Genomic DNA, 23,819 nt, shown 5'->3' with positions numbered 1-23,819 from the left:
TCCATGTACAAACTGACCGTTGAAGGCCTGCACAAAAGCTATGGCGATCATCAGGTGCTCAAAGGCGTTTCGCTCAAGGCCAAAACCGGCGACGTGATCAGCCTGATCGGCGCCAGCGGCTCGGGCAAAAGCACCTTTTTGCGTTGCATCAATTTTCTCGAACAACCGAATGACGGCGCCATGAGCCTCGATGGCCAGGCGATCCGCATGGTCACCGACCGCCACGGCATGCACGTCGCCGACGCCGATGAACTGCAACGCCTGCGCACGCGGCTGGCGATGGTGTTCCAGCATTTCAACCTGTGGAGCCACATGACCGTGCTGGAAAACATCACCATGGCCCCGCGCCGGGTGCTGGGTTGCAGCAAACAGGAAGCCGAGGATCGCGCCCGACGTTATCTGGACAAAGTCGGCTTGCCGGCGCGGGTCGCCGAGCAATACCCGGCGTTTCTCTCCGGCGGCCAGCAACAGCGCGTGGCGATCGCCCGGGCACTGGCGATGGAGCCGGAAGTGATGCTGTTCGACGAACCGACCTCGGCACTCGACCCGGAACTGGTCGGCGAAGTGCTGAAAGTGATTCAGGGCCTGGCCGAGGAAGGCCGGACGATGATCATGGTCACCCACGAAATGAGTTTTGCGCGCAAGGTGTCGAATCAGGTGTTGTTTCTGCATCAGGGTCTGGTGGAAGAAGAAGGTGCGCCCGAAGAAGTGCTGGGCAATCCGAAAAGCGAACGGCTGAAGCAGTTTCTGAGCGGCAATCTCAAATAACGCCGTACACAATTCCCCTGTAGGAGCTGCCGAAGGCTGCGATCTTTTGACTCTGCTTCAAGGATCAAAAGATCGCAGCCTCGTTTCACTCGTCAGCTCCTACAAGGGAATCGCGTTGTTTTAAACCTTTGGTCTGTTGCTGTGGTCTCTGAAACAACACCTCCAGAGCGCACGCAGCCGGCATGGCGAAATCCCCCGACTTTGCAAAAACCTGGTTCAGCGCCCGCGACTGGAAGCCGTTCGCCTTTCAGAAACAGGTATGGGCGGCGGTGAAAAACGGTGAGTCCGGATTGCTCCACGCCAGCACCGGCGCCGGCAAAACTTATGCGGTATGGTTTGCTGCGCTCAACCGCTTCGCCCGCTTGCAAACTCCCGTGGCCACGCCGCGCAAACGCAAACCGCCGGCCGAACCGCTGACGGTGCTGTGGATCACGCCCATGCGCGCCCTCGCCGCCGATACCGCCCGCGCTTTACAAAGCCCGGTCGATGAATTGCAGATCCCGTGGAGCATCGGCCTGCGCACCGGCGACACCAGCAGCAGCGAGCGCGCTCGTCAGGGCCGGCGCTTGCCGACGACGCTGATTACCACCCCGGAAAGCCTGACTCTGTTGCTCGCCCGCGCCGATGCGCGCACGGCGTTGTCGACCCTGCGCATGATCGTCGTCGATGAATGGCACGAGTTGCTCGGCAACAAACGCGGCGTGCAACTGCAACTGGCCCTCGCTCGCCTGCGGCATTGGCAGCCGGAACTGATCGTTTGGGGCGTTTCCGCCACCCTTGGTAATCAATCTCACGCCGAGCAAGTGCTGATCCCACAGGGCGGCGGCGTCAGTGTTCAGGGCAAAAGCGAAAAAACCCTGCAAGTCGACACCCTGCTCCCACCGGCCATCGAGCGTTTTCCCTGGGCCGGCCACATCGGTCTGAAGATGCTGCCGCAGGTGGTGGCCGAACTCGATGCCTGCGCCAGCAGCCTGGTGTTTACCAACACCCGTGCGCAATCAGAGATCTGGTATCAGGCGCTGCTGGAAGCGCGGCCGGACTGGGCCGGGCTGATTGCGTTGCACCACAGCTCACTGTCCCGGGACACCCGCGACTGGGTCGAGCAGGCGTTGAAGAATGGCCAATTGAAAGCGGTGGTGTGCACCTCGAGCCTGGATCTGGGCGTGGACTTCTTGCCGGTCGAGCGCGTGCTGCAGATCGGCTCGGCGAAAGGCGTCGCGCGCTTGATGCAACGTGCCGGGCGCTCCGGCCACGCACCTGGGCGCACCTCGCGGGTAACGCTGGTGCCGACCCACAGCCTGGAACTGATCGAGGCGGTCGCCGCACGCGACGCCGTCGAGCAACGGCGCATCGAGCCGCGCCTGTCGCCGCACAAGCCGCTGGACGTGCTGGTCCAGCATTTGGTCAGCATGGCCCTTGGCGGTGGCTTTATTCCTGAAGACTTGTACGAAGAAGTCCGTGGCGCCTGGGCTTATCGTGACCTGACAGCGGCAGACTGGGCCTGGGCGCTGGCGTTCGTACGCCATGGCGGGATGTCTCTTACAGCGTATCCGGATTACCGCCGGGTCGAGCCGGACGAACACGGCGTCTGGCGTGTGCCGGATGCGCGTCTGGCGCGGCGCCATCGCATGAGCATCGGCACCATCGTCAGCGACGCGAGCATCAACCTGAAATTCTGGAGCAAGGGCGGCGGCGGCAAACAGCTGGGCAGCGTCGAGGAAGGCTTTATCGCCCGACTGAAACCCGGCGATGGCTTCCTCTTCGCCGGCCGCTTGCTCGAGTTGGTGCGGGTGGAAAACATGACCGCCTACGTCAAACGCAGCACGGCGAAAAAAGCCGCTGTACCGCGCTGGAATGGCGGACGCATGCCGTTATCCAACGAACTGGCCGAAGCGGTGGTTGCACGCTTCAGCGCCGGTGCTCAAGGCCAATTCAAAGGCCCGGAAATGCACGCGTTGCGGCCCCTGCTGGAGACGCAGATACGCTGGTCCGGCTTGCCCACCACGGAAAATCTGCTGGCCGAGGTACTGAAATCCCGCGAAGGCTGGCACCTTTTCCTTTATCCATTCGCCGGACGACAAGTGCATCTGGGACTGGCCAGCCTGTTGGCGTGGCGCGTCAGTCAGCGCCAGCCCGTGACCTTCTCGATCGCGGTCAACGATTACGGCCTGGAACTGCTCAGCGCCACACCGGTGGATTGGACTACGCATCTCGACGCGCACCTGTTCAACGCCGATAACCTGTTGCTGGACGTGCTGGCCAGCCTCAATGCCGGTGAACTGGCGCTGCGCCGCTTCCGCGAAATCGCGCGGATCGCCGGGCTGGTGTTCGCCGGATATCCAGGCGCACCGAAAAGCACCCGCCAGGTGCAGGCGTCGAGCGGTTTGTTCTTCCAGGTATTCAAACAATACGACGCGGACAACTTGCTGCTGGCCCAGGCTGGGGAAGAAGTCCTACGCGAAGAACTGGATATTCGTCGTTTGGAGCAGACTTTGGAGCGGATCAATCGGATGAAACTGGACGTGCATCAAGTTAAACGTCCTACACCACTGGGCTTTCCGCTGCTGGTAGAGCGGATGCGCGAGAGCATGAGTTCGGAAAAACTGGCTGACAGGATCAGAAGAATGGTCGGTGACCTGGAAAAAACCGCTGATAACGGAAAATCGTCGTGAGTGCGTACCCGGTGCGCTTGGCCGGCGAAGAATTGTGGTTGCTGCCGGAGAAAGCGCTGTATTGGCCAGCGCAGGAAGCATTGCTGATCGCCGATGTGCATTTCGGTAAGGCAGCGGCCTATCGCAGCCTCGGCCAGCCGGTGCCGCATGGCACGACCGCGAGCAACATTGAGGTGATCGACGCGTTGCTGGCACGGCTACCTTGTCGCCAGTTGATCTTCCTCGGGGATTTTCTGCATGGGCCTGGTTCACATGTCCCGACCACACTGAATGCGCTGGCAGAGTGGCGAGCACGGCACGCTGACCTGCCGATGACGCTGATTCGCGGCAACCACGACAAACGCGCAGGCGACCCACCAGCCTCGCTGAATATTCGCGTAGTGCCAGAGCCGCTGTTACTCGGACCGTTCGCCCTGCAGCATGAGCCCGATCCGCATCCCGAGCGGCATGTGCTCGCCGGCCACGTGCATCCGGTTTATCGATTGCACGGCAAAGGTCGGCAGAGCTTGCGCCTGGCCTGCTTCAGGTTGGGTGAGCGCATCAGCCTGATGCCGGCGTTCGGTGCGTTTACCGGCGGCTATCAGGTCGAGCGCGACGACAGTTGCCGAGTCTTCGTGATCGGCGACAACGAAATATGGCCCGTCAACTAGATCGCAAATCGATCAGGCTGACGGGCCATATTCATCACAGTGGATCAGGCCACAGGAGCCGGAGGAGGTTCGTCCGGCAGCGTCGGTTCGCCTGGTTCGGTCGGTTGTTCGTTGGGAGTATCGGGATCGGGCTGGCCGGGCACGCCGGACAGGCTCAAAGACGGATTTGCCAATAACGACCAGGCCAGAACGCCTATCTGATTGGGCTCAAGCCTTGCCAGTTCAGCGCTGATTCGCGGGTCGATCTTCATAGGGCACTCCTCAGTGAAGGCCCGGATTTGTGTGTAACAAAAACGGGCAGTACACCCCATAGAGTGTCTGCCCGCCAAAGAATTCCCGACATCCGTCGGATGGTCGATCAGGTACGCGGCAACGTTACGCCACGCTGGCCCTGATATTTGCCGCCACGATCCTTGTAGGAAACTTCACATTCTTCATCGGATTCAAGGAAGAGCATCTGCGCCACGCCTTCGTTGGCGTAGATTTTCGCCGGCAGGTTGGTGGTGTTGGAGAACTCCAGCGTCACGTGACCTTCCCACTCAGGCTCAAGCGGAGTGACGTTGACGATGATGCCGCAGCGCGCGTAGGTGCTTTTACCCAGGCAGATGGTCAGCACGTTGCGCGGAATGCGGAAGTACTCGACGGTGCTGGCCAGGGCGAAAGAGTTCGGCGGAATGATGCAGACGTCGCTGTGGATGTCGACGAAGCTGCCGGCGTCGAAGTTCTTCGGATCGACAATGGCGGAGTTGATGTTGGTGAACACCTTGAAGTGGTTGGTGCAACGCACGTCGTAGCCGTAGCTAGACACGCCGTAGGAAATCACCCGACTGTCATCGCTGCCGCGCATCTGGCGCTCGACGAACGGTTCGATCATCCCGTGTTCCTGCGCCATGCGGCGAATCCACTTGTCCGATTTGATGCTCATGGCGGGTTTGTCCTGAATAGCGAGGTGGAAAAATTCTGTCCGGCATCTTACCGGGCGCGTCGTCTCGTTCAAAGTGCGCAACGCAAATCTCGGCGAACACCCCGTATTTACGCGATGTGGCGACGAACCGTCGCACCGCCGATCCCTAAAACACAGAATCCTTTGCAAGAAACATTGGCACGTTCCGGAAAAAGGGTTAAGGTGGCGTCACTGTGTTGCTTGTGTCACTGAGAATCTCTACACGATATGTTGAATTTCGATCCAACCATCTACAAGAATTTTTCCTGCTCTTTGCACTCAGTCTCGGCCAGGGTTCTTCCTGAGTCGCAGTTATCTTTGTTCAAGGAGTTACACCATGTCTAATCGCCAAACCGGTACCGTTAAGTGGTTCAACGATGAAAAAGGCTTCGGCTTCATCACTCCACAATCCGGTGACGACCTGTTCGTTCACTTCAAAGCTATCCAATCCGACGGCTTCAAAAGCCTGAAAGAAGGCCAACAGGTTTCTTTCATCGCTACCCGCGGTCAGAAAGGCATGCAAGCTGAAGAAGTACAAGTTATCTAACTTGTAGCTTCTTTAGAAAAGAGCCCCGCCCTTAAAAGCGGGGCTTTTTTGTGTCTGTATATTTTGTTTGCCCCTCTTTTTGCCTCCGCTCTATATGATCCGCGCCCTGGAATCACATGGAAGAAGCAGGATGCAATTCATCTCTTTGAACACATTCAACGCGTTGCTGTTGGCGTTCGCCCCCCCTCTGAATGCAGAGACCAAATCTGATCATCCGACGGTGATTCTCGGCATGAACCCTCGTGCGACATATCTGGCGAAAGGACCAGAAGTCAATGGCCACTCTTCGATGCAACTCAGAGGCGCAGCGCTCCTGACGCTCTCGACTCCTCACGCCTGCGGGAGCAACGAGGTCTATTTGACGCCAGAATCATTGGGCATTCCGAACGAATCATTTCGACGAGCGCTCGGCGAAGTCCAAGACTTGATCGACCAAAAAATCCCCCTGATTCTGACGCTCTCCGCTTGCGAGCGAAAACGCGCCTTCTTCGAAAAGGTACGCCCCTGCACTCCTGAGGAGTGCGCAGACCTGACGAACCCTCTGGCAGACGACAAGCTTTATCTGGACGAGCACCTCAAGCCGATCGGCGAAGGCCTGGCGTTGTACTACCTGAAAATGCCAATGTCCTATGACGAAAAAAAACAGGCGTGGCAAGCACAAATTTTTTACCGGGACACGCGAAGTCTACGCAGCGAGCATTACGTCGACAGAGAAGACTTCGCTTCAGCGAAACCCGTTCTGACATACAAAGCTTACTATCGAAACGGAAAACCCCGCCGGACCTACCAGAATGATGCTAACGGCCTGCGTCAGGGCGAGGCGCTGACATACTCCGAACAAGGGGTCGTCATCAAGCGTGAAAACTACCTCAACAACCATCTCGAGGGTTGGCAATTTATCTATCACGAAAATGGCAAAATCGCTGAGTCCTACAATTGGCATCTGGGCAAGCATGTAGATGGCGAGTATTTGGAATATGACGAGGACGGGACGCTGATCGGGCGCAGCAGTTATCGAAATGACGTTCTCCACGGCCCTGCCCTTGGATACCACTCGAATGGACAGATCAGGTACGAAACCGTTTTCATCAACGGCAAATCCCAAGGGCCAAATAATCATTATTTTGATAATGGAGCCGTTGAGACCTCCCGCACCAATGTCGACGGCAAGCCAGATGGCTGGCTAACCACTTACTTCATCGACGGGACAGTCAAAGAGAAACAGTTTTACAGAGACGGTGTGCAACGAAGCTATGAGCAATGGAATGAGCAAGGCAGGCAAACCTTGCAGTGGCAGTGGGATAAAAAACATCGCCAACAGGGCGACTTCAAACAGTGGTACGCGACCGGCCAGCTTAAAGAACATCGAAAATACAAAGACGGCAACCTTCACGGATCATCCACGACATGGCACGAAAACGGTGAGATGGCTTCATTTACCGATTATATCGATGGTGCCGAGCATGGACCGATGCGCTTCTTCAGGAAAGACGGCAGCCTGAGCTACCAATGCCAATACCAGATGGGCGTCAGGCAGGGAGAATGTGTTTCGATTCCCGTCAGCAAGACCAAAGCAGAAAGCTGACAATGAAAAACCCCCGCAATCACGGGGCTTTCTCCTTTCTAGCGCAGGTGTTTACCAGGCCACGCCAAACCCAGCGGTATAACGGGTCTTGCTCAGATCCGCATCGTTGGTGCCACTGATGATGTCGCGCTCGGCCTTGAGGTTGAGCGACGCCCAGTCAGTGACCTTGTAGCGCAGGCCCAGCTCGGCATCCAGTGCGTAATCGGCAACGCCCGAGAGCGGCTTGCCGACTTCGCCATTGGTGAAGAACTCGACCTTCTTGCCGATCAGGTAGCGGTTGTAGTCCCACTTCATCGCGACGGAATAGAAGTTGTCCTTGCTGCCATCGCGATATTCGTAATCGGTGCGGTTGAGCAACGAACCCAGCGAGAACGCGCCCAGTTCGTCATCCCAGAACTGGTAGCCCGGACCGGTACCGACCACGCGCTGACGCGCCAGCTCTTCAATGTGATCACGCTTGTAGTTGATGCGCCCCTGCCAGAACCACTGATCGGTGAGGAAGCGGTCGAGGGAGTATTCGGCGCGCCAGTTGTTGGTGGTGGTTTCCGCATCCTGCACTTCGCGGTTGTACTCGCCCTCGGCGGTATGGCGCCAGCGACCATGGCGAGCCGAGGTCTTGAAGCCAACGTCGTAATCGTCAGTGTCCTTTTCGGCGCGCTGATAATCCAGGGCCAGATCGACGTTGCCCTTCCACACCAGGTCAGTGACGATCGGCTTGGGCTTGAGGATCTGCTGAATGCTCGCCAGCTCGACCGTCTTCGGCGCCTCGCCATTGGCCAGGGTGACCTTGCCGTCGTCGGCCGCCGTGAGCGACTTCGACACTTCGCCAGCGTAGGCGTCCTGCTTCACTAGCAGGTGCTGATCGCTGTCGAGGGTCTTGACCTCTTTCCAGTCAATCGCCACCGCACCGGCGTATTTGGTCTGGATCAACAGCTTGCCGCCGTCGAATACCGTGATGGTGCCGCTCAGCTTGTCGCCGTTTTTCAACCAGACGGTGTCGGCAAGCAGGGGCGTGGACGCGCTGAAAACAGCAAGGCACAACAGGGTTCTGGGGAACATAAGCAGATCGGGGGCTCAGAGTTGGCGAAAAAGGGTCGGCATTATCCGTAGGATTTTGCCCATGACAAGGACTGACCGGACTATTTCAATTGAGTTCATTTCTCAACTGGACCGCGAGCGTATACCCTTGTCGCCATCGTCACGCCAATGCTCAGGAGCCGCGCACGTGAAAGACCCGCTCGACAGCGTCGAAAACGATGCGCAAATCCGACGCACGGCACTCTACTCGACGCTCGCGCAAGTGCCCGAAGGCAAAGTCGTCAGTTATGGACAGTTGGCCGAACTCGCCGGACTGGGCCGCGCCGCGCGCTGGGTCGGACGGACTTTGAGCCAGTTGCCCGGCGACACCAGGCTGCCCTGGCACCGTGTTCTCGGCGCCGGCGGGCGCATCAGCCTGCCGGTCGGCAGCCCCTCCGGTGATGAGCAACGTGCGCGATTGCGCATGGAAGGCATCACCGTCCAGAACAATCGTGTGGATATTCGGCGCCATGGCTGGCGTCCGGTAGAGCACAGCGGTTAGAGTGCGCGCTTTGTTTTCGCAATTTTGAGGCAGACTTCAGCCCATGCCCCGTAAAACCTGGCGCGCCGCGCTCGCCGCCTATGCCAGTCCTTCGACGCTCGTGCTGTTGTTGCTCGGTTTTGCCGCCGGCCTGCCGTACATGCTGGTGTTCTCGACGCTCTCCGTATGGCTGCGTGAAGCGGGCGTGGCCCGTGAAACTATTGGCTATGCCAGCCTGATCGGCCTGGCGTATGCGTTCAAATGGGTCTGGTCACCGCTGCTCGACCAATGGCGCCTGCCCTTGCTGGGCAAGCTCGGCCGCCGCCGTTCCTGGCTGGTGCTGTCTCAGGCACTGGTGATTCTAGGCCTGATCGGCATGGGTTTCTGTGATCCGCAGAAGCATTTGTCCTGGCTGATCGCTATCGCCGTCGTCGTCGCCTTTGCCTCCGCCACTCAAGATATCGCGGTCGACGCCTATCGCCTGGAAATCGCCGATGACAGCCGCCAGGCCGCCCTCGCCGCCAGCTACATGTCCGGTTACCGCGTTGCCGCCCTGCTCGCCACCGCCGGCGCGCTGTTCTTCGCCGAGGGGTTCGGCTCCACCGGCTTCAACTATAAACACGCAGCGTGGACCGGCACCTATGTGCTGTTCGGCGCATTGATGGTGCCCGCGCTGCTGACCACGCTGTTCATGCGTGAGCCGCCCGTGCCGCTGCGCACGCAGCTGCAGGCCGGGCGCTATACGTTCATGCATCAATTGATGTCGGTGTTCGTGCTGATCATATTGCTGGTCTCCGTACCGGCGATGTTTACCCAGTTGTACAACACCGATTTCGCTGGTGTGCTGTTCGGCGACATGAGCCCGCTCGATCTGCTGCTGGAAGACCGCGCCTTCCTGCGCGCCATTCTCTATACCCTTCTCACCGGGATGTGCCTGTCGGCCATGGGCCGGCGCGGACTGGCACCGGTGCTGACGCCGGTCAACGACTTCATTCTGCGTTATCGCTGGCAGGCGCTGTTGCTGCTGGGCCTGATCGCCACCTATCGCATGTCCGACACGGTAATGGGCGTCATGGCCAACGTGTTCTATATCGACCAGGGTTTCACCAAGGATCAGATCGCCAGTGTCAGCAAAATCTTCGGCCTGATCATGACTCTCGTCGGCGCCGGCATGGGCGGGCTGTTGATCGTGCGCTTCGGCATTCTGCCGATCCTGTTTATCGGTGGCGTGGCTTCGGCGGCGACCAACCTGCTGTTCGTCATGCTCGCGGACATGGGCCCGAACCTGCAGATGCTGGTGGTGACCATTTCCCTCGACAACTTCAGCTCGGGCCTGGCGACATCGGCGTTCGTTGCCTACCTGTCGAGCCTGACCAACCTGAAGTTTTCCGCTACGCAATATGCCCTGCTCAGCTCGATCATGTTGCTGCTGCCGCGTTTGATGGGTGGCTACTCCGGCGTGCTGGTGGAGAAATTCGGCTATCACAGCTTCTTCCTCATCACCGCCCTGCTCGGCGTGCCGACGCTGCTGCTGATTGCACTGCACTGGTTTCAGGAGCGCCGCCGCGAAGGGCCGACACCAACGCCCGAGCCTGCACCGACGCCGGTCACCGAAGAATCGTAGGACGCTTCGCCAGTGGCGGGAGGAATCCCGCCACTCGACCTCTGTGCCGGCCACACTTCTGTACGGCAGCAAAACTCGCCGGTACACTGCTCCGTCATTTCCAGTCATAGCAACCGACAACGGCCAACCATGCGCACCAGTCAATTTTTGCTCGCCACACAGAAAGAAACGCCTTCCGACGCGGTCGTGATCAGCCACCAGCTGATGCTGCGCGCCGGCATGATCCGCAAGCTTGCCTCGGGCCTCTACACCTGGCTGCCGATGGGCCTGCGAGTCATGCGCAAGGTCGAAGCCATCGTTCGCGAAGAGATGAACGCTGCCGGTTCTCTGGAAGTGTTGATGCCGAGCACCCAACCGGCCGAGCTGTGGCAGGAATCGGGGCGCTGGGAAGAATACGGCCCTGAGTTGCTGCGCATCAAAGACCGCCACGGTCGTGACTTCTGCGCGGGCCCGACCCACGAAGAAGTGATCACCGATCTGATGCGCAACGAGTTGAGCAGCTACAAGCAGCTGCCAATCAACCTGTACCAGATCCAGACCAAATTCCGTGACGAAATCCGCCCACGCTTCGGCTTGATGCGCGGCCGCGAATTCATTATGAAGGACGCCTACTCCTTCCACGCCGATCAGGCGTCGCTGCAGGTCACCTATGACCGCATGCACGAGGCGTACTGCAACGTGTTCACGCGTCTGGGCCTGAAGTTCCGCCCGGTAGAAGCTGACAACGGTTCGATCGGTGGTGCCGGTTCCCACGAATTCCACGTGCTGGCCGAGTCCGGCGAAGACGATATCGTCTTCAGCAACGGTTCCGACTACGCGGCAAACATCGAAAAAGCCGAAGCGGTGCCACGGGAAACCTCGCGCCCTGCGCCAACCGAAGAGCTGCGTCTGGTCGACACACCGGACACGAAAACCATCGCGGCGCTGGTGGAAAAATTCAATCTGCCGATTGAAAAGACTATCAAGACCCTGATCGTCCATGCCGAAGAAGAAGGCAAGCTGATCGCGCTGGTGATTCGTGGCGACCACGAGCTGAACGAAATCAAGGCTGCCAACCAGCCTGGCGTGGCCAGCCCGCTGGTCATGGCCTCCGATGCCGAACTGCGTGACGCGATTGGCGCCGGCGCCGGCTCGCTCGGCCCGCTGAATCTGCCACTGCCAATCATCATCGACCGCTCGGTCGCGATGATGAGCGACTTCGGCATCGGCGCGAACATCGACGACAAGCACTACTTCGGCGTGAACTGGGAGCGCGACCTGCCGGTTCCAACCGTTGCCGACCTGCGCAATGTGGTCGCCGGCGACCCAAGCCCGGACGGCAAAGGCACGCTGGAGATCAAGCGCGGCATCGAAGTCGGCCACATCTTCCAGCTGGGCAACAAGTACAGCAAGGCGATGAAGTGCGAAGTGCTGGGCGAGAACGGCAAGCCGGTGACCCTGGAAATGGGCTGCTACGGCATCGGCGTATCGCGCGTGGTGGCTGCTGCCATCGAGCAGAACAACGACGCCAACGGCATCATCTGGAGCGACACGCTGGCGCCATTCCAGATCGCGCTGGTACCGCTGCGCTATGAAACCGAGCAGGTGCGCGAAGCCACCGACAAGCTGTACGCCGACCTCACGGCCGCCGGCTTCGAAGTCCTGCTGGACGATCGCGACAAGAAAACCAGCCCGGGCATCAAGTTCGCGGACATGGAGCTGATCGGCATTCCACACCGGATCGTGGTCAGCGACCGCGGCCTCGCCGAAGGCAACCTGGAATACAAGAGTCGTTCCGAAGCAGAGGCGCAAGCACTGCCGGCGGCCGATGTTGTGTCCTTCCTTCAGGCCCGTATCCGCCGCTGAAACCAGATAGAGACGTCATGTTCAAGCGAAACACCTTAGGCCTCGGTGGCGCCGCCCTGTGCGGCGCCCTGCTGGTCAGCGGCTGCGCCAATCACATGTCGCAACGCAGCGAGCACGAAGAGCGGGTCGAGCGAAAGTTGCTCGATCACAGCCTGCAGATCGATGTCGGCGAGCCCAAGGTGCTCGAGCTGCCGCAGCGACGTGTGAAGATCAACGAGCAGAAGACTTTCGAAGTCACCGAGTTTGAGGTCACCCGTCGTTACGACCGCTACACGCCTTATCAACCCTGGCGCGAAGTCTATGAGATTCCGCTGGGTGCGGTGGCCGTGGTCGGTGGTGTCGGTGCCAACGTGGTCAACGTGTTCGCCCTCGGCAACCTGCCGGACAGCGTCACCAGGGATTGGCTGAGCTACGGTTTCGCCGGGCTCAACCCGTTCATGAACGTGCAGTCCAACGGTCGCGCGCAGCAGAACCTTGCGGGCATCGACGAAGTCCAGCGCGACAAGCGCACGGAGTATTCGAGCCTGCCATGGAGCGAGCGGCCGGTGCAGGTCAAGGCCGGCAAGCAGACCTTTGACATGACCACCGATCGCAACGGCGTGTTGCGCTTGAACCTGCTCGACAGCCCTTTCGCCGAACATGACCTCAACCATGTTGGCCGCTTGCAGATCAGTGTCGAAGACGCCAAGGACGACGTACATACCGACTCGACGCTAATGCTCAGCGGCCACCTGCGCGGTAAGTTGATTGAGGCGCACGGGCTGATTTACGACGATCTGGAAGATGACGAAGTGAGCCAGTGGGTACACCGGGTCAAACGCTTGTCGGAACTGGGTCTGGAAGAAGAAGCCAGCGAACTGGAACAAAGCCTGATCGAACTGACCCGCAATGATCCTGAGTTGCAGACTGAGTTTCTCAAGTCTCTGGCCAAGGATGCCGGGCGTCTGGTGGCTGATCCGGGACCGAATTAACGATTAAAAGCTTCGTCGGAACGCCGCCCGGAGCAGGCTCGCTCCCACAAGGGATTTGTGAACGCCGCAGATCCAATGTGGGAGCGAGCCTGCTCGCGAAGAGGCCCTGCCAGGCGCCGCGAATCTAACGCTCAAACAACTCCATCTGCTCAAACCCGCCGCGCAAATCCTCCAGCCTCACCCCCACCCCCAACAACCGCACCGGTTTGCCACCGCGATTGAACGCCTGCGTCAGCAGCAACTGATAACTACCCAAATCGCGCCCTGCCCCGGCCTGTTCCAGCGTGGTCTGGGTGAAATCATGGAATTTGACTTTGACGAACGGCTTGCCCGGTCGATAACTGCTGTCGATCCGCGCCATGCGGTTTTTCAAGGTGTCGAGCAACTCGGGCAATTTGTCCAGGCAGCTGCGCAAGTCCGGCAGATCAACGTCGTAGGTGTTTTCCACACTGATCGACTGGCGGCGGCTGTCGTTGTGCACCAGCCGCTCATCGATTCCACGGGCCAGATTCCACAAGCGCTCGCCGAAACTGCCGAATTCGCGCACCAGCGCCAGCCTGCCCCACTCGCGCAGGTGCTGGCAGTCAACGATACCAAGCTTGCCGAGCTTGTCGGCGGTGACCTTGCCGACGCCGTGCAGCTTGCTCACGGGCAGACCACTGACGAACTCCTCGACCTGATCCGGGGTGATCACGAACAAACCGTTGGGTTTTTTCCAGTCGCTGGCGATCTTCGCCAGAAACTTGTTTGGCGCAACGCCTGCGGAAACGGTGATGTGCAATTGGTTGGAGACCCGACGACGAATGTCTTGGGCGATGCGCGTGGCGCTGCCGCCGAAATGCGCGCTGTCGGACACATCGAGGTAGGCCTCGTCCAGCGACAGCGGCTCGATCAGGTCGGTGTAGTCGGCAAAGATCGTATGAATTTCCTTCGACGCTTCGCGATAAGCCTCCATGCGCGGCTTGACGATGGTCAGGTCCGGGCACAGCTTCAACGCATGCCCGGAGGCCATCGCCGAGCGCACACCATAGGCGCGCGCTTCATAGTTGCAGGTAGCAATCACCCCGCGTCGATCCGCCGAACCACCCACTGCCAACGGCTTGCCGGCCAGACGCGGATCATCGCGCATCTCGATGGCGGCGTAGAAACAGTCACAGTCAATGTGGATGATTTTTCGCTGGGTCATGTCGGATAAAGACAACGTGGCAAGCCGGAGCGGCAGTATCTCACTCACACCTGTATATAGCACCAGTGGTTGAATGTTCTTTTCCGACCGTAGGAGATTTCCAATGAATTTATTTTTTCAATCACAGATCAACGGGCAATAGAGCTGAAAGCCTTGCACCACCTGCCCTGCGCGACGGTCGCCCGCCCGGAAAAGACGCTAAGCGCTTGAACCTCAACAGATTTATCCAGATCGACGGTTGACACACTCGCGAACCTCTGTAGAATGCCGCCACACAGACGCGGGATGGAGCAGTCTGGTAGCTCGTCGGGCTCATAACCCGAAGGTCGTCGGTTCAAATCCGGCTCCCGCAACCAAACATCAAAGAAGGCTACTCGAAAGAGTGGCCTTTTTTGTATCTGTCGAAAAAGTCCTTTCGCAACAATGATCTGTCACTGTGCAGTGAACCGCTGGGGATCATCAGAACCACTGACTTGCGACTATGCTTGAGTCGCGGACAGGGTTTGTGCAATCCAGGAACTGCCCTCGCCGATGCCCGACGAGAGGCGTAGTATTTTGTGATTATTTTTTTCTACAGGGATTGGTAACTTGGCTGGATACCTCCATCCTGTCGCGCACAATCCAAGAGGTGATTGATGCGCGCCAACTCGTCTGATCCACAAGACACCGTTACAGCAGAACAACCGATCAAACCCGAGCGTTTGCGCTGGCTGGATCGGTTAAGCAAATACCGTCAGCCGATCGGTCTGGCCGTCACGTTGCTGCTGTTTGCCATTGCCCTGATTGCCTGCCGCCATCTGCTCGCCGAGCTCGATCTCGACGCGTTGCATGACTCGATTCTCGACGTGCCGAAACCCGCCCTGCTTGGCGCCATAGGTGCGACCGTGGTCGGTTTCATTATTCTGCTCGGCTATGAATGGTCGGCCAGCCGCTACGCTGGCGTGAAACTGCCGCCGCGCACGCTTGCCCTGGGCGGCTTCACCGCATTTGCGATTGGCAATGCCATTGGTCTGTCGCTGCTGTCCGGCGGCTCGGTTCGTTATCGTTTATATGCGCGATTGGGCGTCGGTGCGTCGGAAGTCGCGCACATGACCTTGTTCGCCAGCCTCTCGCTGGGCTGCGCTTTGCCACCGCTGGCCGCGCTGGCGACCTTGAGCAACCTGCCCGCCGCCTCGCAAGCCTTGGGATTGTCCGAAGCCTTGCTCGGCTCTGTCGCCGCTGCCGTACTGATCCTCGGTGCAGTGCTGGCGATCGGCATCTATCGCCGTCGTCTGCCGGAACAACCCTACCCCGACAATCTGCTGGTCCGTGCCGGGCGGCGCACCCTGCGCCTGCCGGGTCGGCGTCTGACCTTCCTGCAATTGGTGATCACCGCCCTCGACGTCGCGGCTGCCGCCACCGTTCTGTATTTGTTGCTGCCGGAAGCGCCGCCGTTTGCGCCGTTCCTGCTGGTGTACCTGCTGGCCCTCGCCGCCGGTGTACTCAGCCATGTGCCGGGCGGCGTCGGTGTGTTCGAAGCGATTCTGCTCGCCGCGTTTGCCGACAAGCTCGGCGCCGCGCCGCTGGCCGCTGCCCTGCTGCTGTATCGCCTGATCTACGTGGTGTTGCCGCTGCTGGTCGCGTGCGTACTGCTGCTGATCAACGAAGGCCAGCGCCTGTTTCAATCCCAGACCATGCGCGCCGCGTCCGGTCTGGCCGCGCCGGTGCTGGCGGTGCTGGTGTTCCTGTCTGGCGTGGTGCTGCTGTTTTCCGGCGCGACCCCGGAGATCGACACGCGCCTGGAGCACATCGGTTTTCTGATCCCGCATCGCCTGGTCGACGCCTCGCACTTCGGCGCCAGCCTGATTGGCGTGCTTTGCCTGTTGCTCGCCCAAGGGTTGCGCCGTCGTTTGTCGGCGGCATGGATGCTGACCACCATTCTGCTGCTGGTCGGCGCCCTGCTCTCGCTGCTCAAAGGCTTCGACTGGGAAGAAGCCACGTTGATGACGTTGACGGCCGCGCTGCTCGGCGTGTTCCGCCGCTCCTTCTATCGCCCGAGCCGCCTGACCGAACTGCCGTTTTCGCCGCTTTATCTGGTCGCCAGTCTCTGCGTGCTGGGCGCTTCGGCCTGGTTGCTGCTGTTCGCCTATCAGGACGTGCCCTACAGCCATCAATTGTGGTGGCAGTTCACACTCGATGCTGACGCGCCGCGCGGCCTGCGCTCGCTACTCGGTGCCGCGGTGTTGCTGGTGATCATCTCGCTGACCTGGCTGCTGCGCACCGCGCGCCCGGTGATTCATTTGCCAACGCCGGACGAACTCGACCGCGCGGCAAAAATTCTCATGGCCTCGTCGCAACCCGACGGCGGTCTCGCGCTGACCGGTGACAAGGCGTTGCTGTTTCACCCCAACGACGAAGCGTTCCTGATGTACGCCCGTCGTGGCCGCAGTCTGGTGGCGCTGTATGACCCGATCGGGCCGAGCCAGCAACGTGCAGAAATGATCTGGCAGTTCCGCGACCTCTGCGACATCCACCACACTCGTCCGGTTTTCTATCAAGTGCGTGCAGAGAACCTGCCGTACTACATGGACATCGGCCTGACCGCGATCAAGCTCGGCGAAGAAGCCCGGGTCGATCTGCTGCGCTTCGATCTGGAAGCCAAGGGCAAGGAGATGAAGGATCTGCGCTACACCTGGAACCGTGGCACCCGCGATGGCCTGTCGCTGGAAATCCATGAGCCGGGGCAGGCGCCTATGGATGAGCTGAAGGTGATTTCCGATGCCTGGCTGACCGGCAAAAACGTGCGCGAGAAAGGTTTCTCCCTCGGTCGCTTCAGCGACGATTACCTGAAGCATTTCCGCATTGCGGTGATTCGCTTCGAAGGCCGCCCGGTGGCGTTCGCCAATCTGCTCGAGACCTACAGCCACGATCTGGCCAGTCTCGACCTGATGCGAGCGCACCCGGAAGCGCCGAAGCTGACCATGGAATTCATGATGGTCGGCCTGATTCAACACTATAAGAGTCACGGATACGCGCGCTTCAGTCTGGGCATGGTGCCGTTGTCGGGGTTGCAACCCCGGCGCGGCGCACCGCTGACCCAGCGCCTGGGCTCGATGGTTTTCCGCCGTGGTGAGCAGCTGTACAACTTCCAAGGCTTGCGCCGTTTCAAAGACAAGTTCCAGCCTGACTGGGAACCCCGTTATATGGCCGTGCCCGCCGGACTCGATCCGCTCGTGGCGCTGGCCGACACTGCCGCCCTGATCGCGGGCGGCTTGACTGGATTGGTGAAACGCTGATGATTCAACGCTCCCTGAAGTACATCCTGGCCGCCCTGCTGGTGCTGGCCGTGATTGCCGGCGGCGGTTACTGGTACCTCAAACGTCCGGCACCGGAACCGACCGTCGAACAGCTCAAACCCGCCGATGGCGCCGCCATGACCCGGGTCATCCCGGGCAGCAAGCCGAAAGCGCAGGTACTGGTCGCCGTTACCGACGAGCAGAAGCTCTCCGAAAAACAACTGACTACCCTCAGCCGTAGCGCTTCGGCGCAGATCGTGCAGGTGATTCTGCCCAAGGACTGCCTGCTGCAAAGCCGCGCCCTGCAATCGGGCCTGCGCGAATTGAACGGCCCGGCCACTCTGGTCAGCGGCATCGGCCCAGGCGCCGTGCTGGCGTGGCGCTGGCTGGCGGAACAAAAGGACGACAAGGCCCAGGCGGTCTCCGTCGACTTGGCTCTGGAAAAACCCGGCTGCACCCACCTGCTGCCGAAATCCGCCGCCCACGGCCACTGGCTGGTGGCGTGGAACGATAACCCGGACGACGCCAGCGCAGGTTTCGTGCGCGATCAACCGAACGCCGAAACCAGCATCAGCGACTACGACATCAACCTGCCGCAAGTGCTGAACAACGAACTGCGCAAAATCCTCGTCGGCGGCGACAAGGCCAACGGCGGCCTGGCGATCCCGGTCGTGGAAGTGCCGGCCGGCCAGGCCAATGAAACCGTGACCCTGTTTCTCTCCGGCGACGGCGGCTGGCGCGATCTCGACCGCGACGTGGCCGGGGAAATGGCCAAGATCGGCTACCCGGTGGTCGGCATCGACACCCTGCGCTACTACTGGCAGCACAAGAGCCCGGAACAAAGCGCGCTCGACCTCACCGAACTGATGCAGCACTACCGGCAGAAATGGGGCACCAAGCGCTTCATCCTCACCGGTTACTCGTTCGGTGCTGATGTGTTGCCAGCGATCTACAATCGCCTGCCAGAGAACGAGCAGCAACGTGTAGACGCAATCATCCTGCTCGCCTTCGCCCGCACCGGCAGCTTCGAAATCGAAGTCGAGGGCTGGCTGGGCAACGCCGGCAAAGAAGCCGCCACCGGCCCGGAAATGGCCAAGCTGCCAGCGGCGAAGGTTGTGTGCATCTATGGTGAAGAAGAGACCGATGAAAGCGGCTGCACGGACAAGACTGCAGTCGGTGAAGCGGTGAAACTGCCCGGCGGGCATCACTTCGATGAGAACTATCCAGCGCTGGCCAAGCGTTTGGTGGACTTGATCGAGAAGCGTCAGAGCAAGGACTCGGTCGCCGAAGAGTGATCTGAGCCACGTCCACAAAAAGCCCCCGCAACTTCGCAGTTGCGGGGGCTTTTTACATTCCAGCAGCCACCAAAATCCCTGTGGGAGCGAGCCTGCTCGCGAATGCGGTGGGTCAGTTTACAGATTCGGCGACTGACACTACGCCTTCGCGAGCAGGCTCGCTCCCACAGGGGTATTGCGCTGGATTCAGCGGTTTTGTGGCAAGGCTCGTAAATTTCTTGACTCTTCAGGAAGCTAAAATCACCAAATGTCCACATTCCATAAAACGTGGACACCTGCTTAATTGGCATTATCGAATCGTCAACTCCACATTCATCTACCGAACAAATACCCACAAAATCGCCAGCAACGTTTAGTATCGTTTACTTCCAGTCTCGCAATATCAGATGACGCCCACAGACCTTGTAGGCAAACTCCGAAACTCTTGTTGGGGCGCTGTGCCGCTCTATTGCGCTGTTTTTCGACGGGATACTCTGCGGACGTCGCTGACCCATTCAGCGATCGGGTGTGGTAACCCGGTTAGGCAAAGTGCAACAGTGCCTCCATCACGACATCAGGCGTTCTTTCACGCCTGTAATTCACTGTCATGGCAGCTGTACGTGGGAGACCTTCGGGTCTGCCGGTTTCTTTGCTCTCCCGGTTTACCACCCTGCGTACAGCTGCCACCCATTCGTGTGGTAACGAATGCGGCAGCTCCTCGTTTTAGGGAGCAAAACAATGAGCAAAGAAATTCCGTCAACGCCTTCAGACCTTAAAACCATCGGCTTCACCCCTTTCCTCTACAACTCGGATCAAGCGTTCTTCAACGTCCGCTCCGGCATCCCGATCATCGATGCCTTGTCCCAATCCTCCGACCTGCTATACCTCGCCAAATCCTTCGCAGAAGACGCCGCCTTCATCAGAGACACCGACCGCCATGCCTGGGCTGCGCATTACCTGACGGTGATGGGCAAGGCCTTGATTGATGATGTGATCCAAGCGCTGATCCCACGACCTGCGCGTACGAAGACCGAGTCTGAAGCTGATCTGTCTGAGCGCACCTCTTGATTCAACCCAATACCTTGTGGGAGCGAGCCTGCTCGCGAATGCGGTGGTTCAGCCACCACATGCTTCGACTGACACTAAGCCTTCGCGAGCAGGCTCGCTCCCACAGGGGATTTTCGGTGGATTGAAAGTGTATGAGCAGACACGAAAAAGCCCCCGCCAGCCACAAGGCTGACGGGGGCTTTCATTTGAGGTCAGGCTTACATCTCCACCTGCGTCCCCAACTCAATCACCCGGTTCAGCGGCAGATTGAAGAAGCGCAAATTGCCATTGGCGTTCTTCAACATGAACGCGAACAACGCTTCACGCCAACGCGCCATGCCTTCCAGCTTCGAAGCAATCACCGTTTCGCGGCTGAGGAAGTAGGTGGTGCGCATCGGGCTGAAATCCAGATCATCGAGATGACACAGCTTCAGCGCCTGCGGCACGTCCGGCTCGTCAGTGAAGCCAAAGTGCAGGATCACCCGGAAGAAGCCCTCCCCATGCGCTTCCACTTCGAAGCGTCGCGATGGCGGTACGCGCGGGATGTCTTCGTAGACCACGGTCAGCAACACCACTTGCTCATGCAGCACCTGGTTGTGCAGCAGGTTGTGCAACAGCGCGTGCGGTACGGCGTCGGAGCGTGCGGTGAGGAACACCGCGGTGCCTTGCACCCGATGCGGCGGTTGCACGCGGATGCTGCTGATGAAGATCGGCAGCGGCAACGCGCCTTCGTCGAGGCGTTCGACCAGCAGTTGTTTACCGCGCTTCCAGGTGGTCATCAGCACGAACAGGGCGATACCGGCGATCACCGGGAACGCGCCGCCTTGAACGATCTTTGGCACGTTGGCGGCGAAGTACAGACCGTCCACCAGCAGGAAGCCCAGCAGCACCGGCACCGCGAGGATCGGTGGCCATTTCCACAGCAGCAGCATGACCGCCGACACCAGAATGGTGGTCATCAGCATGGTGCCGGTCACCGCCACGCCGTAGGCCGAAGCCAGTGCGCCGGAGGATTCGAAGCCGATCACCAGCAAGACGACGCCGACCATCAGCGCCCAGTTCACCGCGCCGATGTAGATCTGGCCCTGCTCATCGCTGGAGGTGTGCTGGATGTACATGCGCGGAATGTAGCCGAGCTGGATCGCCTGACGGGTCAGGGAAAACGCGCCGGAAATCACCGCTTGCGAGGCGATCACCGTGGCCAGGGTCGACAGACCGACCAGCGGAATCAGCGCCCAGCTTGGTGCCAGCAGGTAGAACGGGTTGCGCGCGGCGTCAGGGTTATCGAGCAGCAATGCGCCCTGGCCGAAGTAGTTGAGCACCAGCGCCGGCAGCACCAGCAGAAACCAGGCGCGGGCGATGGGCTTGCGGCCGAAGTGGCCCATATCGGCATACAGCGCTTCCGCGCCGGTCAGCGCCAGCACTACGGCGCCGAGGATCGCTACGCCCATGCCCGGGTGCACGACGAAAAAATTCACCGCCCACATCGGGTTCAGCGCGTGCAGCACTTCCGGCGTGTGGCTGATGCCGTACACACCGAGGGCGCCGAGGACCAGGAACCAGGTGACCATGATCGGCCCGAACAGAATGCCGATCCGCGCGGTACCGTGGCGCTGAATCAGAAACAGCGCGACCAGCACCACCAGCGACAACGGCACCACCCAGTGATCGATGCCATCAAACGCCAGACCCAGGCCTTCGATCGCCGACAGAACCGAAATCGCCGGGGTGATCATGCTGTCGCCGTAGAACAGCGCCGCCCCGATCAGCCCGCACACCACCAGCAGCGTGCGCAGGCGCTTGCGCCCTGCCGCTGCCCGCCTTGCCAGTGCCGTAAGGGCCATGATGCCGCCCTCGCCCTGGTTGTCGGCGCGCAGGACGAACATCATGTATTTGATCGAGACCACCCAGATCAGCGACCAGAAGATCAACGACAGAATGCCCAGCACGCCGTCGTGATTGACCGGCACGCCGTAACCGCCGGAAAACACTTCCTTGAGGGTGTACAACGGGCTCGTGCCGATGTCGCCATAAACCACCCCGACCGCCGCGACCAGCATGCTCAGCGGTCTGCTCGCCGAACCCTCGGCGCCCGCCGCATGACTACTTGCCTGACCCATCCAACACTCCTGATCTCGATACCGGCTTCTTTGAAGGAAGCACTATGCTTTGAGTTGCAGCATGCGCTGTTTTACCTGTTGTTACAGACCAATGATTGACTGCACGAAATCGGTAAAGCTCAACGGCGCGAAGCATAGCGCAGCACTCGTCGTATTTCCCCGTATAAAGCTGGTCAAGTGCGTTGCCCGCCGCTAGAATTGCGCACTTTTTGATCAGAGGCGCGCCCCAAGCGCCCATCCGTCGGCTTGCGCACCAAGCAAGCGACGTCACAAAACACCGAGGTTAGACATGTCCACCACTCCTGCGCCGGCCAATCCAAAGGTTGGCTTTGTATCTCTGGGTTGCCCGAAAGCACTGGTCGACTCCGAGCGCATCCTGACCCAGCTGCGCATGGAAGGCTATGACGTGGTGTCCACCTATCAGGACGCCGACGTCGTGGTGGTCAACACCTGCGGCTTCATCGATTCGGCCAAGGCTGAGTCGCTGGAAGTGATCGGCGAAGCGATCAAGGAAAACGGCAAGGTCATCGTCACCGGTTGCATGGGCGTGGAAGAAGGCAACATCCGCGACGTACACCCGAGCGTGCTCGCCGTGACCGGTCCGCAGCAGTACGAGCAAGTGGTCAACGCCGTGCACGAAGTGGTGCCGCCGCGTCAGGATCACAACCCGCTGATCGACCTGGTGCCGCCGCAAGGCATCAAGTTGACCCCGCGCCACTACGCGTACCTGAAGATTTCCGAAGGCTGCAACCACAGCTGCTCGTTCTGCATCATCCCGTCGATGCGCGGCAAACTGGTCAGCCGTCCGGTCGGTGATGTGCTCGACGAAGCCCAGCGCCTGGTCAAGTCCGGCGTCAAAGAGCTGTTGGTGATCTCGCAAGACACCAGCGCCTACGGCGTCGACGTGAAATATCGCACCGGTTTCTGGAACGGCGCGCCGGTGAAAACCCGCATGACCGAACTTTGCGAAGCCTTGAGCACCTTGGGCGTCTGGGTCCGCTTGCACTACGTTTATCCGTACCCGCACGTCGACGAGCTGATTCCACTGATGGCCGCCGGCAAGATCCTGCCGTACCTGGACATCCCGTTCCAGCACGCCAGCCCGAAAGTGTTGAAGTCGATGAAACGCCCGGCGTTCGAAGACAAGACTCTGGCGCGGATCAAGAACTGGCGCGAAATCTGCCCGGACCTGATCATCCGTTCGACCTTCATCGTCGGCTTCCCGGGCGAAACCGAAGAAGACTTCCAGTACCTGCTCAACTGGCTGACCGAAGCCCAGCTCGACCGCGTCGGCTGCTTCCAGTACTCGCCGGTGGACGGCGCGCCAGCGAATGATCTGGATCTGGAAGTGGTACCGGACGACGTCAAGCAGGATCGTTGGGAGCGCTTCATGGCGCACCAGCAGGCGATCAGCTCGGCACGCCTGCAAATGCGCATCGGTCGTGAGATCGAAGTGCTGGTGGACGAGGTTGACGAACAAGGCGCGGTCGGCCGTTGCTTCTTCGACGCCCCGGAAATTGATGGCAACGTGTTTATCGACAATGGCAGCAACCTGAAGCCGGGCGACAAGGTCTGGTGCAAGGTGACTGACGCTGACGAATACGACTTGTGGGCTGAGCAGATCTAAGCACCGCAAAATACCTGTGGGAGCGAGCCTGCTCGCGAATGCGCTGGGTCTGTCGCTGTAAATATTGCCTGACACAATGCTTTCGCGAGCAGGCTCGCTCCCACAAGGGGCAGTGCACGATTCAAAA

At 59.8% G+C, this 23,819-nt stretch carries 18 protein-coding genes and 1 tRNA gene; 14 read left to right on the top strand and 5 right to left on the bottom strand.

Annotated features, from left to right (window positions below; translation table 11 throughout):
• Positions 1–3: 3 nt before the first annotated feature.
• The 3 genes from AC4IHP_RS03085 (at position 4) to pdeM (ending at position 4,090) form a co-directional block, all read left to right on the top strand.
• Entirely contained in the window at positions 4–768 is a 765-nt protein-coding gene (locus AC4IHP_RS03085; RefSeq protein ID WP_490830843.1) for an ABC transporter ATP-binding protein, read from the top strand.
• A gap of 182 nt (positions 769–950) precedes the next feature.
• On the top strand, positions 951–3,440 hold the full coding sequence (locus tag AC4IHP_RS03080; RefSeq protein ID WP_490830842.1) for a ligase-associated DNA damage response DEXH box helicase: 2,490 nt from the start codon (positions 951–953) through the stop codon (positions 3,438–3,440).
• A complete protein-coding gene (pdeM, locus tag AC4IHP_RS03075) occupies positions 3,437–4,090 on the top strand; it encodes a ligase-associated DNA damage response endonuclease PdeM (protein ID WP_460124615.1) in 654 nt (217 codons plus the stop codon). The genes AC4IHP_RS03080 and pdeM overlap by 4 nt, the downstream gene beginning before the upstream one ends.
• A gap of 44 nt (positions 4,091–4,134) precedes the next feature.
• Here the strand turns inward: pdeM and AC4IHP_RS03070 are convergent, their stop codons facing one another.
• Complete coding sequence (locus tag AC4IHP_RS03070; protein ID WP_039762600.1) at positions 4,135–4,341, bottom strand: hypothetical protein; 207 nt, start codon at positions 4,339–4,341, stop codon at positions 4,135–4,137.
• 107 nt (positions 4,342–4,448) lie between these two features.
• Positions 4,449–5,015 carry a dCTP deaminase gene (gene dcd, locus AC4IHP_RS03065; protein WP_007940589.1) on the bottom strand — a complete coding sequence of 189 codons (567 nt, stop codon included), beginning with the start codon at positions 5,013–5,015 and terminating at the stop codon, positions 4,449–4,451.
• A 355-nt stretch (positions 5,016–5,370) separates the two neighbouring features.
• Here dcd and AC4IHP_RS03060 point away from each other — a divergent pair, with 355 nt between their 5' ends.
• Together AC4IHP_RS03060 and AC4IHP_RS03055 are read left to right on the top strand one after the other, a co-directional pair.
• The gene (locus tag AC4IHP_RS03060; protein WP_002554837.1) at positions 5,371–5,580 is read left to right on the top strand and encodes a cold-shock protein; all 210 of its coding nucleotides are present in this window, start codon (positions 5,371–5,373) and stop codon (positions 5,578–5,580) included.
• A gap of 130 nt (positions 5,581–5,710) precedes the next feature.
• Positions 5,711–7,165, top strand: coding sequence for a toxin-antitoxin system YwqK family antitoxin (locus AC4IHP_RS03055; protein ID WP_490830841.1), 1,455 nt, complete (start codon positions 5,711–5,713; stop codon positions 7,163–7,165).
• A gap of 51 nt (positions 7,166–7,216) precedes the next feature.
• On the opposite strand, the gene AC4IHP_RS03050 is transcribed toward AC4IHP_RS03055, so the two are convergent.
• On the bottom strand, positions 7,217–8,224 hold the full coding sequence (locus AC4IHP_RS03050) for a DUF481 domain-containing protein (protein WP_460124607.1): 1,008 nt from the start codon (positions 8,222–8,224) through the stop codon (positions 7,217–7,219).
• Between the two features lie 166 nt (positions 8,225–8,390).
• On the opposite strand from AC4IHP_RS03050, the gene AC4IHP_RS03045 reads away from it, so the two are divergent.
• The 4 genes from AC4IHP_RS03045 (at position 8,391) to AC4IHP_RS03030 (ending at position 13,163) form a co-directional block, all read left to right on the top strand.
• Positions 8,391–8,744: an MGMT family protein gene (locus tag AC4IHP_RS03045; protein WP_071174585.1), complete on the top strand. Its 354-nt coding sequence runs from the start codon at positions 8,391–8,393 to the stop codon at positions 8,742–8,744.
• A 43-nt stretch (positions 8,745–8,787) separates the two neighbouring features.
• Positions 8,788–10,347 carry an AmpG family muropeptide MFS transporter gene (locus AC4IHP_RS03040; RefSeq protein WP_310406819.1) on the top strand — a complete coding sequence of 520 codons (1,560 nt, stop codon included), beginning with the start codon at positions 8,788–8,790 and terminating at the stop codon, positions 10,345–10,347.
• A 129-nt stretch (positions 10,348–10,476) separates the two neighbouring features.
• Positions 10,477–12,192: a proline--tRNA ligase gene (locus tag AC4IHP_RS03035; protein WP_490830840.1), complete on the top strand. Its 1,716-nt coding sequence runs from the start codon at positions 10,477–10,479 to the stop codon at positions 12,190–12,192.
• 17 nt (positions 12,193–12,209) lie between these two features.
• On the top strand, positions 12,210–13,163 hold the full coding sequence (locus AC4IHP_RS03030) for a hypothetical protein (RefSeq protein ID WP_206420954.1): 954 nt from the start codon (positions 12,210–12,212) through the stop codon (positions 13,161–13,163).
• 124 nt (positions 13,164–13,287) lie between these two features.
• Here the strand turns inward: AC4IHP_RS03030 and dinB are convergent, their stop codons facing one another.
• Positions 13,288–14,349: a DNA polymerase IV gene (gene dinB / locus AC4IHP_RS03025; RefSeq protein ID WP_490830839.1), complete on the bottom strand. Its 1,062-nt coding sequence runs from the start codon at positions 14,347–14,349 to the stop codon at positions 13,288–13,290.
• Positions 14,350–14,628: 279 nt separating this feature from the next.
• Here dinB and AC4IHP_RS03020 point away from each other — a divergent pair.
• From AC4IHP_RS03020 to AC4IHP_RS03005, 4 genes are all read left to right on the top strand, one after another.
• Positions 14,629–14,705 (top strand) — tRNA-Met (locus tag AC4IHP_RS03020).
• Between the two features lie 279 nt (positions 14,706–14,984).
• Positions 14,985–17,624 (top strand): bifunctional lysylphosphatidylglycerol flippase/synthetase MprF, encoded by a 2,640-nt coding sequence (mprF, locus tag AC4IHP_RS03015; protein ID WP_460124596.1) that lies wholly within the window; start codon positions 14,985–14,987, stop codon positions 17,622–17,624.
• Positions 17,624–18,919 carry a virulence factor family protein gene (locus AC4IHP_RS03010; protein ID WP_490830838.1) on the top strand — a complete coding sequence of 432 codons (1,296 nt, stop codon included), beginning with the start codon at positions 17,624–17,626 and terminating at the stop codon, positions 18,917–18,919. The genes mprF and AC4IHP_RS03010 overlap by 1 nt, the downstream gene beginning before the upstream one ends.
• A 717-nt stretch (positions 18,920–19,636) precedes the next feature.
• Positions 19,637–19,966 (top strand): DUF3077 domain-containing protein, encoded by a 330-nt coding sequence (locus AC4IHP_RS03005; protein ID WP_460124590.1) that lies wholly within the window; start codon positions 19,637–19,639, stop codon positions 19,964–19,966.
• A 197-nt stretch (positions 19,967–20,163) separates the two neighbouring features.
• Here AC4IHP_RS03005 and AC4IHP_RS03000 read toward each other — a convergent pair whose 3' ends face one another.
• The gene (locus AC4IHP_RS03000; protein ID WP_372339860.1) at positions 20,164–22,005 is read right to left on the bottom strand and encodes a potassium transporter Kup; all 1,842 of its coding nucleotides are present in this window, start codon (positions 22,003–22,005) and stop codon (positions 20,164–20,166) included.
• A 349-nt stretch (positions 22,006–22,354) separates the two neighbouring features.
• On the opposite strand from AC4IHP_RS03000, the gene rimO reads away from it, so the two are divergent.
• Entirely contained in the window at positions 22,355–23,692 is a 1,338-nt protein-coding gene (rimO, locus tag AC4IHP_RS02995) for a 30S ribosomal protein S12 methylthiotransferase RimO (RefSeq protein WP_024011887.1), read from the top strand.
• Positions 23,693–23,819: the final 127 nt, after the last annotated feature.

The sequence above is a fragment of the Pseudomonas sp. UF-293 genome, from assembly GCF_058245595.1.
The sequence above is the reverse complement of the archived record's forward strand: the minus strand, read 5'-3'. Positions and strand labels throughout refer to the sequence as shown.